This is a genomic window from Citrobacter sp. ABFQG, from assembly GCF_004322975.1.
GTDB lineage: Bacteria > Pseudomonadota > Gammaproteobacteria > Enterobacterales > Enterobacteriaceae > Citrobacter > Citrobacter freundii.
Window position 1 is genome coordinate 3939829 of the sequence record NZ_CP036435.1, and the last position, 12841, is coordinate 3952669.

10 protein-coding genes and 1 pseudogene are annotated in these 12841 nt (G+C 50.4%); 9 read left to right on the forward strand and 2 right to left on the reverse strand.

The annotated features are described in order from the left end of the window. Nucleotides 1-2: 2 nt before the first annotated feature. Nucleotides 3-1136, reverse strand: coding sequence for a pentaheme c-type cytochrome TorC (gene torC, locus WN16_RS19445; RefSeq protein WP_044701130.1), 1134 nt, complete (start codon nt 1134-1136; stop codon nt 3-5). Between the two features lie 164 nt (nt 1137-1300). Between torC and WN16_RS19450 the strand changes: the two genes are divergently transcribed. Then, nucleotides 1301-2773 carry a PLP-dependent aminotransferase family protein gene (locus tag WN16_RS19450; protein WP_003845160.1) on the forward strand — a complete coding sequence of 491 codons (1473 nt, stop codon included), beginning with the start codon at nt 1301-1303 and terminating at the stop codon, nt 2771-2773. Between the two features lie 45 nt (nt 2774-2818). On the opposite strand, the gene uxuA is transcribed toward WN16_RS19450, so the two are convergent. Then, the gene (gene uxuA / locus WN16_RS19455) at nt 2819-4009 is read right to left on the reverse strand and encodes a mannonate dehydratase (protein WP_003845159.1); all 1191 of its coding nucleotides are present in this window, start codon (nt 4007-4009) and stop codon (nt 2819-2821) included. A gap of 202 nt (nt 4010-4211) precedes the next feature. Here uxuA and WN16_RS19460 point away from each other — a divergent pair, with 202 nt between their 5' ends. The 8 genes and pseudogenes from WN16_RS19460 (at nt 4212) to WN16_RS19495 (ending at nt 12840) form a co-directional block, all read left to right on the forward strand. Further along, nucleotides 4212-5678 (forward strand): fructuronate reductase, encoded by a 1467-nt coding sequence (locus WN16_RS19460; protein ID WP_044701134.1) that lies wholly within the window; start codon nt 4212-4214, stop codon nt 5676-5678. Between the two features lie 119 nt (nt 5679-5797). Further along, nucleotides 5798-6784: a GTP-binding protein gene (locus WN16_RS19465; protein WP_044701137.1), complete on the forward strand. Its 987-nt coding sequence runs from the start codon at nt 5798-5800 to the stop codon at nt 6782-6784. Nucleotides 6785-6818: 34 nt separating this feature from the next. Further along, nucleotides 6819-7532, forward strand: a complete 714-nt coding sequence (locus WN16_RS19470; RefSeq protein ID WP_003840063.1) for a phosphatase PAP2 family protein — start codon at nt 6819-6821, stop codon at nt 7530-7532. 413 nt (nt 7533-7945) lie between these two features. Then, a complete protein-coding gene (mepS, locus tag WN16_RS19475; protein ID WP_003027474.1) occupies nt 7946-8515 on the forward strand; it encodes a bifunctional murein DD-endopeptidase/murein LD-carboxypeptidase in 570 nt (189 codons plus the stop codon). 171 nt (nt 8516-8686) lie between these two features. Further along, nucleotides 8687-8815: pseudogene (locus WN16_RS24620) on the forward strand (hypothetical protein); the annotation flags it as partial. A gap of 90 nt (nt 8816-8905) precedes the next feature. After that, a complete protein-coding gene (locus WN16_RS19485; RefSeq protein ID WP_044701141.1) occupies nt 8906-10720 on the forward strand; it encodes an extracellular solute-binding protein in 1815 nt (604 codons plus the stop codon). Beyond that, on the forward strand, nt 10721-11815 hold the full coding sequence (locus WN16_RS19490; protein ID WP_044701142.1) for a microcin C ABC transporter permease YejB: 1095 nt from the start codon (nt 10721-10723) through the stop codon (nt 11813-11815). After that, nucleotides 11815-12840 carry an ABC transporter permease gene (locus WN16_RS19495; protein WP_032936628.1) on the forward strand — a complete coding sequence of 342 codons (1026 nt, stop codon included), beginning with the start codon at nt 11815-11817 and terminating at the stop codon, nt 12838-12840. The genes WN16_RS19490 and WN16_RS19495 overlap by 1 nt, the downstream gene beginning before the upstream one ends. Nucleotide 12841: the final 1 nt, after the last annotated feature.

Below are 12841 nucleotides of genomic sequence, written 5' to 3' on the forward strand. Positions count from 1 at the left end.
CCTTACTTTTTGTTGGTGTCAGACACATCGCTGGCGTGGGTCTGGAGGTATTTCAACAACGTACGTTCCTCCACCGGATTAAGCCGGTAATAGGTCGACATGGCTTTCAATCCAGCGATCCAGCCATTAGCGGTATATCGGGTCGTAGGAGGAGTGCTATGACAGGCGCTACAGGTGGATTGCAGCATTTGATCTGAGTACTCCCAGATTGGCGCAAGTGTGCTGATAAAGTCCTGATCGGTGGTCCAGGCGGTGACGCTCACCTGCTGCCATTCCTGATGTGAATCAGGATCGACCTGGGTTTGTAGCACTTTTACGTTCGCCATCAGGGGCTCATCGAGCACGGCGGAGAAAACGCGTTTCCCCATATACTGGGTGATCACCCGTCCACGCCCTTTGCTTTCACGCCAGCCCGTAATTTCGAGCTGGACGTTACTGCCTTCTTTTTTCAGCACCTTGGCCTCGGTGGCGGGAAATAACAGCGCCTTCCCTGCCGGACTTTCTGCCGTTGCCGCCAATGATTTTTCGCTTAATGAGAACAGTGTGGACGCATCCGTTGGCGTATCTCCCTGACGCTGTAGCTGCTTAAAGCGATCGCGAAAACCGCTGCTCATATCGGGTTTGTGATGGGCTATTCCTTTGTGGCAATCGATACAGTTACTGTCTTTTGCTGCCGCCGCGCTCATTTGCGCCGCCGCATTTGCCGATTGCTTGCCATGATCCATTGCCTCATAGCTATGGCAGGATTTACACGCCGCTGAATTATTCGCGCTCATGCGCGCCCACTCCCGTTGGGCCAGCTCCGAGCGTTTGGCAGCAAACTTTTCCGGAGTGTCGATAGAAGGAGAAATAAAGGTGTGATAGAGATCGTTTAAGGCTTCAGTTTTACGAATAAGCGTTGGAACAACGCCCGGTGGAATATGACAATCCTTACACTCAGTCCGCACGCCAGACGCGTTGCGAAAATGCACGCTGGTTTTATATTCCTCTCCAGCCGTGCGCATCGAGTGACACGATAAACAAAATTCGGTGGTACTGGTGTAATGAACGCCTTGCCACGTTCCCCAAATAGCCAAGGCCATTACTAACGCCCCGACGAATGCGCACCACAATGCGCTCTTTCTTATCCACGACATGCTTGCCTCCATTTTTTAATAGCGACACGCTAAGGGATAATAAAAATCAAAAATAGAGACAGCGAACGCAGATTATAGGAACAGCATCCACTCTATGAGGTGAGTCAAATAGTAAAGATCAGAAATTCGTAATATAGTGACCATCTGTAAATAAGGAATTTCTTATGCTAACACTGACGCTCAATAGAGAAAGCCGTACTCCGCTGCAACTGCAGATATTTCAATTTTATTTCCAGGCAATTCAGCAGGGTGATTTGCTTTGTGGAGACAAACTCCCCTCTATTCGTGAGCAGGCTCAGGTATTGCACGTTGCTAAAATAACGGTAGTGATGGCCTATGATAAGCTGATGGCGGCTGGGTTAATCAAGAGCCGACACGGCATTGGCTATGAAGTGATATTCACCACGCCTGTACGTATAACCCCAACTCATGTGCCCGTAACCCAAGGCTCCCCACCGGTAAAACCTAAAGCTGCCGGGGTCTCTACCGATGTTTACGCCGAGCCTGGACGAGAGTGCTACTGCCGGATGGGCGTCCCCGACCCCAACGCTTTTCCCTGGTCAAGCTGGCGGAAATGGAATAATGCTCCAAGCATACTTAAAGAACAATTATTTACCCGGTACCATTCACCAAATGGATTATTTTCACTACGTGAGCAACTGGTCAGATACCTTAATTTATCCCGCGGAATTAATACCCGAGCAGAGAACATCATCATTACCAACGGGATTCAGGAAGGATTATCACTGCTCAGCCAAATATTTATTATTCATCATGCTGTCAGTCAGCAAAAAAAGTGCCATATTGTGACCGAATCCCCTTGTTATTCTGGCGCATGGCATCTTTTTAATTATTACGGTGCAGACATTACGTCAATTGCCGTAGATAACCACGGGCTGCAAACAGATAATTTACCCGAGTATGAAACCCAGCTTTGTTATGTTACTCCAGCTCATCAGTATCCGATGGGAAGTGTGCTTTCGCTGGAGCGCCGTCAGTCATTATTAACGTGGGCGCAACGCGTCGGCGCTTACATCATAGAAGACGATTACGATGCCGTTTTTACCTATGGGGACAATCCCCTTCCCGCGCTGAAAGCCATGGATTATCACAACCGGGTTATCTATATGGGGACATTTTCTAAAACGCTGGGGCCAGGCGCACGGCTTGGCTATCTTATTTGCCCTGATGAACTGCTTCCGGCGGTACAGAATATGAAAGCGCTCAATAACAACGGCAGTCAGTGGTTGTTGCAGCAATTTTTAGCCGAACTGATGCAAAATCAGGTTTTTTATACGCATATCAGCAAGCTGGCCTGCAGCTATGCGACGCGCCTCACTCTGTTACGCGATGGCCTGTCCACTCTGTTTCCCGAAGGGAAAATCGCTGGCGCAACGGCAGGTCTGCACCTCTCGTTACGCATTGCCAGACATACCGAATTCATCGCCAGGTTGCAACAAAGCTGCCTGTTGGCTGGGATCCGTTTCGACACTCTGTCGGATATAGAAAATGGATCAGAAGCCGCATGGCGCAAAGAAAACAGCGATGCTGTTATGTTTTTTGGATTTGGTGGATTGCAGATACAGCAGATCAATAAAGTGCTGACAGTGCTGGAGCAGGCGCTCGCGCAGCCTTGATGAACAACAGGGATTGCACCTGTAGCGCAATCCCTGTTGTTAGACTTACAGCAGGTCGCGGAACTGCGTTTGTTTCAGCGCCAGTTCAACGCCGCGGACTTCTGCCAGTCCTTTCAGGCGACCAATCGCCGAGTAGCCCGGATTGGTTTTCTTGTGCAGATCGTCAAGCATCTGGTGTCCATGATCCGGACGCATCGGGATAGGACGCAGGTCGCCCGCCTTTTTACGCCGCTGCTCTTCGCTCAAAATGGCAGCCACCACCGATACCATATCCACATCACCCTGCAGGTGCGCACCTTCATGGAACGTTTTCGGGTTATCTTCACGACAGGTCGAGCGCAGGTGCGTGAAGTGGATACGATCGCCAAAGGTTTCGATCATTTTCACCAGATCGTTATCAGCGCGCACGCCGTAAGAACCGGTACACATGGTGAAACCATTATTAATACTGTCGACGGTTTCTTTCAGCCACTGCATATCTTCGATAGTCGAAACGATACGCGGCAGACCGAGGATCGGGCGCGGCGGATCGTCAGGATGCACGGCCAGACGCACGCCGACTTCTTCTGCCACTGGCACAATCGCCCGCAGGAATACCGCCATATTTTCGCGCAGATCGTCTTTACTGATGCCGTCATATTCAGCAAGGCGCGCACGAAACTGATCCAGCGTATAGCCCTCTTCTGCACCAGGCAGGCCAGCAATGATATTGCGTGTCAGCTTTTCAATTTCTGCATCGCTCATAGCATTGAAGTAGTCCAGCGCCTGGCGTTGTTCTTCGTCGGTATAATCCGCTTCAGCTCCCGGGCGTTGCAGAATGTGCAGCTCGAAAGCCGCAAAGGCAATCTGGTCAAAACGCAGCGCTTTGGAACCATCCGGCAGCTGATATTCGAGGTCGGTACGCGTCCAGTCGAGGATCGGCATGAAGTTATAGCACACGGTATCGATGCCGCAGGTCGCAAGATTACGGATACTCTGCTGATAGTTGGCAATCCACGTTTGATATTGACCTGAACGCGTTTTGATATCTTCGTGGACAGGGATACTTTCCACCACCGACCAGGTCAGCCCTTTTTCAGCCAGAATGGCCTGACGCTGTTGAATTTCTTCTACCGGCCACACTTCACCGTTAGGAATATGGTGCAAGGCGGTTACAACACCCGTTGCGCCAGCCTGACGCACATCATCAAGCGATACCGGATCGTTAGGTCCGTACCAACGCCAGGTTTGTTCCATTGTTTTACCCCAAAAGTTGTTATACCAAATTAAATCACCTTAATGACGACTACCATACAGGCATCCGTTAGATGATCAATACATTGCCGGTGATTGGTTGATCAAGCTCACATTCCCCGGATAAATGAGGCACACCAATTCAATTTGCTGTCATATAACTTTATACTGCCATTGTTAATTAATGGTTAATCAGGTGTATTTAATGAAAACTATTGCCTCAGCGCCACTGGCGGAAAATGTCATGATGCCGCAGTACGACCGCCAGCAATTAAAAACGCGGATTGTACATTTTGGTTTCGGTGCTTTTCACCGCGCCCATCAGGCGTTACTCACCGACAGGGTGCTGAATGCGCAGGGTGGAGACTGGGGTATTTGTGAGATCAGTCTGTTCAGCGGCGATCGACTGATGAGCCAACTGCGTGAACAGGATCATTTATTTACCGTGCTGGAGAAAGGGGCCAACGGCAACCAACCGATTGTTATCGGCTCCGTCAACGAATGTCTCAACGCCAGGCTGGATTCACTGGCGGCTATTATTGAAAAATTCTGCGAGCCTCAGGTGGCTATTGTCTCGTTAACCATTACGGAAAAAGGCTACTGCATCGATCCGGCTACAGGCTCGTTAGACCTCAGTAATCCACGTATTGCTCACGATCTGCAAACACCGACTGAACCGCACTCTGTCCCAGGAATTATTGTTGAAGCGCTACACCGCCGACGTGAACGCGGGCTACAGCCGTTTACCGTCCTCTCTTGCGATAATATCCCGGACAATGGTCATGTGGTAAAAAACGCCGTACTGGGAATGGCGGAAAAACGTTCACCAGAACTGGCAACCTGGATTCAGGAGCATGTCAGCTTTCCGGGTACCATGGTGGATCGCATTGTTCCTGCCGCTACCGAAGAGTCACTGGCTGAAATCGCACGCGAGCTGGGCGTTGCCGATCCTTGCGCAATCAGCTGCGAACCGTTTATCCAGTGGGTGATTGAAGATAATTTTGTGTGTGGCCGCCCAGAATGGGAAACGGCGGGCGTCCAGATGGTCGAAAACGTCTTGCCGTGGGAACAAATGAAACTGCGGATGCTGAACGGCAGTCATTCGTTTCTGGCTTATCTCGGTTATCTGGCCGGGTTCCAGCACATCAGCGACTGCATGCAGGACAGCGCATTTCGTGAAGCCGCCTACCGTCTGATGCTCAACGAACAGGCGCCTACGCTGCAAATTATCGACGTTGATTTAGACCAGTATGCCCTTAGCCTGTTGGAGCGTTTTGCCAACCCAGCGTTGAAACATAAAACCTGGCAAATTGCGATGGACGGTAGCCAGAAATTACCCCAGCGCATGTTGGAAGGGATCCGCGTACATTTAGCCCGCCAAAGCGAATGGCCGCTGCTGGCGCTCGGTGTCGCAGGCTGGATGCGTTATGTGAGCGGCGTGGATGACTCAGGCGCAGCAATTGATATTCGTGACCCACTAAGTGAGAAAATTGCCGCTCTGGTTAAACAGAGTACTGAATCAGAACGTGTCAGCGCCCTGCTTTCGCTGCGCGAAATTTTCGCTACCGATCTCGTCCAGAATCCGCAGTTTGTCGCGGCCATTCAGCAGGCCTGGCAACGCATTGCCCAATACGGTGCGCATCAGGCTGTCATTGATACGTTAAAAAGTTAACGATTTCTGCCATTAAACAGGACGAAGCGCGTCTTCGTCCTCTCACCCCTTCTCTTTTTCACCGTTTTTCGCCAGGATTGTTAAATGCCATTACGGTAATTTATGATTCTGGAGTAAATGTGACTAAAACCAATCTCATCACCGGTTTTCTCGGCAGTGGCAAAACCACCTCTATTCTTCATTTATTGGCAAACAAAGATCCTGCTGAGAAGTGGGCCGTGCTGGTTAATGAGTTTGGCGAAGTTGGCATTGATGGCGCGCTACTGGCTAACAGCGGTGCGCTGTTAAAAGAGATCCCCGGCGGCTGTATGTGCTGCGTTAACGGTCTGCCGATGCAGGTTGGTCTCAATACGCTGCTACGTCAGGGAAAACCTGACCGTCTGCTCATTGAACCCACCGGCCTCGGCCACCCTAAACAGATTCTGGATTTACTCACCGCACCGGTTTACGAACCGTGGATCGATCTGCGTGCGACCCTCTGTATTCTTGACCCGCGGCTGTTACTGGATGAAAAAAGCGTCGCCAATGACAATTTCCGCGACCAGCTGGCCGCCGCAGATATCATTGTTGCCAACAAAACCGACCGTGCCACGACGGAAAGCGAAAACGCCCTGCAAAGCTGGTGGCAACACTATGGAGGTAATCGCCAGTTAGTTCATGCCGACCATGGACAAATTGACGGACAGCTACTGGATTTGCCCCGGCTAAACCTGGCAGAGCTTCCTGTAAGCGCGGAGCACACCCATAGTCATGCCGACAAAAAGGGGCTGGCAGCGTTGAGCCTACCCGCACAGCAGCGCTGGCGTCGTAGCCTGAACAGCGGACAGGGCCATCAGGCCTGCGGTTGGATTTTTGACGCCGATACGGTGTTCGATACTATCGGTCTGCTGGAATGGTCTCGTCTTGCTCCTGTTGGACGTGTGAAGGGGGTAATGCGTATTAAAGAAGGACTGGTACGCATTAACCGCCAGGGAGACGACTGGCATATAGAGACGCAAAACGTCGCGCCACCAGATAGTCGTATTGAACTCATCGCCGATACCGAGACCGACTGGAATGCGCTGCAGAGCGCATTGTTGAGACTTCGTTTAGGCGCTAGCGCGTAAGGTTGCCTTCGTTTTTTAGCAATGGTAAACGACGATGAAAACCCGATACCCTCTAATCCTCCTGCTTAATATTGTGGGCCTGGCACTGTTTCTGTCCTGGTATATTCCAGCCGGGCATGGATTCTGGTCTTCACTGGATACGGGCGTTTTCCGCTTCTTTAACCATAAACTGGTGGAAAGCCCGCTGTTCTTATGGGTTGTTGCTATAACCAATAACCGGGCATTTGATGGCTGCTCATTGCTGGCAATGGGCGCATTGATGCTGCACTTTTGGCTCAAAGAGACATCGGAAGGTCGCCGACGCATTGTGGCTATCGGTTTGGTTATGCTGCTTACCGCAGTGATATTAAATCAGCTGGGCCAGGCGCTTATTCCCGTTAAACGTGCCAGCCCAACTCTGATGCTGGATAATATTTATCGCGTCAGTGAACTGCTGCATATTCCGACAAAAGATGCGTCGAAAGACAGTTTTCCTGGCGATCACGGCATGATGTTGCTTATTTTTTCCGCATTCATGCTGCGTTATTTCGGAAAAGTCGCAGGAATAATCGGCCTTATTATCGCTGTGGTTTTTGCCTTCCCACGCGTAATGATTGGCGCCCACTGGCTCACCGATATCGTGGTTGGTTCCATGACGGTGGTCCTGATTGGCCTTCCCTGGTGGCTAATGACGCCATTAAGCGACCGCTTAGTCACTCTGTTCGTGAATTATCTACCCGGCAAAAACAAACAATTTTTAAACAAATAACGCAGAGTAATTAACATCATCAGGGATACTTCTGATTCCCTGATGATGCCTGGCAATATTTCATCATTCTGATTGTCATTCTCCTGTCATCTTATTCATGTTTAAAATGAGTAAGTTGCGTATTTTTTACCCTGATTGTTCTTAATTTAGACAATGCCGTTTATTCACTTTCTGTATCAATTTTTCTTATAAGAAATCACGTAAAATCACTCGCATTGACCGGAACGATCGGGTAATCTCGAACACGTTTTGCCTCGCGGGATAATTATTCCCTTTCAGAATAAATTTGTGCGTTCTGCCACAGATTTGACCTTAAGGAATTGTCTCATCGTGCGATGGTAATTAGTCTCGTCACGTTTGGCATTTTTTATAACGATATTTATCGTTAAGGACTTCAAGGGAAAACAAACAAAATGGTCAAATCTCAACCGATTTTGAGATATATCTTGCGGGGCATACCCGCGATAGCAGTTGCGGTTCTGCTTTCTGCATGTAGCACAACGAACACCGCCAGGAATATGCATTCTGAGACGCATGCTGTGGGCAATGGAGATAACTCTTCACTGCAAGCCTCTCAGGATGAATTTGAAAATATGGTACGTAATATCGATGTTAAATCACGTATTATGGACCAATATGCTGACTGGAAAGGCGTGCGTTACCGCCTTGGCGGCAGCACCAAAAAAGGCATTGATTGTTCAAGCTTCGTACAGCGTACGTTTCGTGAGCAATTTGGTTTAGAGCTTCCTCGCTCAACCTATGAACAACAGGAAACGGGTAAATCCGTTTCGCGCACTAATCTGCGTACAGGCGATCTGGTTCTGTTCCGTGCTGGCTCTACTGGCCGACACGTCGGTATTTATATCGGCAACAACCAGTTCGTACATGCCTCGACCAGCAGTGGCGTTATCATTTCCAGCATGAACGAGCCTTACTGGAAAAAACGTTACAACGAAGCTCGCCGGGTTCTAAGCCGCAGTTAATTTCGTTTGGCAGCTATCCCTTGGCTATCCTGATGAGACATATAAAAAAGCACTGCTACGGCGGTGTTTTTTTTGCTTTGCCCTTGTGACTAAGAAAAATCTCACAACATGAGTCATTTCAGGTTATATTCATACAGGATAAGTGGTTACTTCAGGTAAACATAAGGAACTATGTTAAGGCGCTCCTCTTCTTCCGATCGGAAACTCCTGCTCACCTGCGCTATAACGGGGATAGTCGTCGCGTTACTCGTCAGCTCACTGCAGTTTTTTATGTCATGGCATCAACGAAACGCAAAGTATGCGATTCATATATTCTCACTCGCCGCTACATCTCTTATCTTTCAGGCATGATGCCCGTCGGGTTGTGGCAGGAAAAGGAAATCGCTTTTAATGATCCCTCGCGTATTGCTTCTGTTTATCACCCTCATCGGGTTTAGCGCCGAGGCGCAGTCCATCAAAGAAAGCTATGCTTTTGCCGTGCTGGGTGAACCGAAGTACGCATTTAACTTTAATCACTTCGATTATGTTAATCCCGCAGCCCCTAAAGGTGGTCAAATCACCCTCTCCGCCATTGGCACATTTGACAACTTTAACCGCTATGCAATGCGAGGTAATCCCGGCGCACGTACCGAAACGCTTTACGATACGCTGTTTACAACCTCTGACGATGAGCCTGGTAGCTATTACCCGCTAATTGCCGACAGCGCACGCTATGCTGACGACTATTCCTGGGTAGAAATTGCCATTAATCCACGAGCGCGTTTTCACGATGGATCACCCATTACCGCCCGCGACGTCGCATTCACCTTCCACAAATTTATGACTGAAGGCGTGCCGCAGTTTCGTCTGGTCTACAAGGGAACAACGGTAAAAGCCATCGCGCCATTAACCGTACGCATTGAATTAGCCAAACCGGGTAAAGAGGACATGCTCAGCCTGTTTTCATTACCCGTGATGCCAGAGAAGTACTGGAAAGATCATAAGCTCAGCGATCCCTTATCATCGCCACCGCTCGCCAGCGGCCCTTATCGCATTACCAAATGGAAGATGGGCCAGTATATTGTCTATTCGCGCGTCAAAGATTATTGGGCTGCTAATCTGCCCGTCAATCGTGGACGCTGGAACTTCGATACCATCCGCTACGACTATTATCTGGATGATAACGTCGCCTTTGAAGCGTTTAAGGCCGGTGCGTTTGATCTGCGTCTTGAAAATGATGCCAAAAACTGGGCGACGCGTTATACCGGGAAAAATTTTGCGAATCATTACATCATCAAAGATGAACAAAAAAATGAATCCGCCCAGGATACGCGCTGGCTGGCCTTTAATATTCAGCGTCCGGTGTTCAGTGACCGACGGGTGCGGGAAGCCATCACGCTGGCCTTTGATTTTGAATGGATGAATAAAGCCCTGTTCTATAACGCCTGGAGCCGGACCAACAGCTATTTTCAGAATACCGAATATGCTGCGACAAATTACCCCGATGCAGATGAGCTGGTGATACTCGCGCCCTTGAAAAAAGATCTCCCTCCTGAGGTCTTCAGCCAAATCTATCAGCCGCCAAAATCAAAAGGCGATGGCTACGATCGTGAGAACTTGCTGAAAGCCGATACCTTACTGGAACAAGCCGGATGGGTACTCAAGGGGCAGCAGCGCGTAAACAGCGTCAGCGGTAAACCTCTGAGCTTTGAACTATTGCTCCCGGCGGGCAGCAACAGTCAGTGGGTGTTGCCGTTCCAGCACAACCTGCAACGCTTAGGCATTACCATGAACATCCGCCAGGTTGATAACTCACAAATCACCAACCGCTTACGCAGTCGCGACTATGACATGATGCCAAGGTTGTATCGCGCAATGCCGTGGCCGAGTTCAGACCTGCAAATTCTGTGGGCTTCTCAATATATTGACTCCAGCTATAACGCCCCCGGTGTGCAAAGCCCGGTTATCGATAAGCTGATCGGTCAAATCATTGCCGCGCAAGGTGATAAAGCCAAACTGATCCCACTCGGCCGGGCACTGGACAGAGTTTTAACCTGGAATTACTACATGTTGCCGATGTGGTTTATGGCCGAGGATCGTATCGCCTGGTGGGACAAATTTTCGCATCCGGCTATTCGCCCAATTTATACCATTGGCCTCGACAACTGGTGGTATAACGTCAACAAAGCGGCGAAACTGCCCGCAGCCAGACGGCAGGGAGAATAGATGGGCGCTTATCTGATTCGACGTCTGCTGCTGGTGATCCCAACACTTTGGGCCATCATCACCATCAACTTTTTTATCGTGCAAATTGCCCCCGGCGGTCCGGTTGAACAGGCCGTCGCCGCCATTGAGTTCGGGCAAAGCGGGGCATTACCTGGCGCGGGTAGCGAAGGCGTTCGCGCCAGCCATGCGCAAACCGGCGTTGGTAACATCAGCGACAGTAATTATCGCGGCGGCCGGGGTCTGGACCCGGAAGTCATCGCGGAAATCACTCGGCGCTACGGGTTCGATAAGCCCATTCATGAGCGTTATTTCAAAATGCTTTGGGACTATATTCGTTTCGATTTCGGCGACAGCCTGTTTCGTAGCGCCTCTGTGCTGACGCTTATCAAAGACAGCCTGCCGGTTTCCGTTACGCTGGGCCTATGGAGTACGCTCATCATCTATCTGGTGTCGATACCCCTTGGGATCCGCAAAGCGGTTCACAACGGTAGCCGGTTTGATGTCTGGAGTAGCGCATTTATTATTATTGGCTATGCCATTCCGGCCTTTCTGTTTGCCATTTTGCTGATCGTCTTTTTTGCCGGGGGCAGCTACTACGACCTGTTCCCGCTGCGCGGGCTGGTTTCCGCCAATTTTGACTCCCTGCCCTGGTATCAGAAAGTGACCGACTACCTTTGGCATATTACCCTGCCGGTGCTGGCGACGGTAGTTGGTGGGTTTGCCGCGCTGACTATGCTGACCAAGAACTCATTTCTGGATGAGGTGCGCAAACAGTATGTCGTCACCGCACGCGCTAAAGGGGTCAGCGAGAAAAATATTCTGTGGAAACATGTGTTTCGCAATGCCATGTTGCTGGTGATCGCCAGCTTCCCGGCGACGTTTATCAGCATGTTTTTTACCGGTTCGCTGCTGATTGAGGTGATGTTCTCGCTTAACGGTCTGGGACTACTGGGGTATGAATCCACCGTATCGCGCGACTATCCGGTAATGTTTGGCACACTCTATATCTTCACCCTGATCGGTCTGCTGCTGAATATCCTCAGCGACATCAGCTATACGCTGGTCGATCCCCGTATTGATTTTGAGGGACGCTAATGTCGCGATTAAGCCCCGTCAATCAGGCCCGCTGGGCGCGCTTTCGCCACAACCGTCGCGGCTACTGGTCGCTGTGGATTTTTCTGGTGCTGTTCGGTCTTAGTCTGTGTTCAGAACTGATTGCCAATGATAAGCCGTTACTGGTGCGCTACGACAATAGCTGGTATTTCCCCCTGTTCAAAAACTACAGTGAAAGCGACTTCGGCGGACCGCTGGCGACCCGGGCTGATTATCAGGATCCGTGGCTACAGCAGCGCCTGGAAAACCAGGGCTGGATCCTGTGGGCACCAATACGCTTCGGGGCGACCAGCATTAACTTTGCCACCGATAAGCCCTTCCCTTCCCCGCCTTCTGCACAAAACTGGCTGGGAACAGACGCCAACGGCGGTGATGTACTGGCACGGATCCTCTACGGCACACGTATTTCTGTCTTATTTGGCTTAATGCTCACCCTATGTTCGAGCGTGATGGGCATTATGGCTGGCGCAATACAGGGCTATTATGGCGGCAAGGTGGACCTGTGGGGGCAACGATTCATTGAAGTTTGGTCCGGTATGCCAACGCTGTTTCTCATCATTCTACTGTCGAGCGTTGTCCAGCCTAACTTCTGGTGGCTGCTGGGTATTACCGTGCTGTTTGGCTGGATGAGCCTGGTTGGCGTGGTGCGCGCGGAGTTTTTACGTACCCGAAACTTTGATTATATTCGTGCCGCTCAGGCGCTCGGCGTGGGCGATAGCAGTATTATTCTGCGCCATATGCTACCCAATGCGATGGTTGCCGCTCTGACCTTTTTACCGTTTATTTTGTGCGCCTCGATAACCACTCTAACCTCGCTGGATTTTCTTGGGTTTGGCTTACCGCTTGGCTCGCCATCGCTCGGAGAACTTCTGTTACAGGGTAAAAACAACCTGCAGGCGCCGTGGCTTGGCATTACCGCGTTCATCTCCGTTGCCCTGCTCTTATCGCTTCTGATCTTTATTGGTGAAGCGGTACGCGACGCGTTCGATCCCAACAAGGCGATTTAAG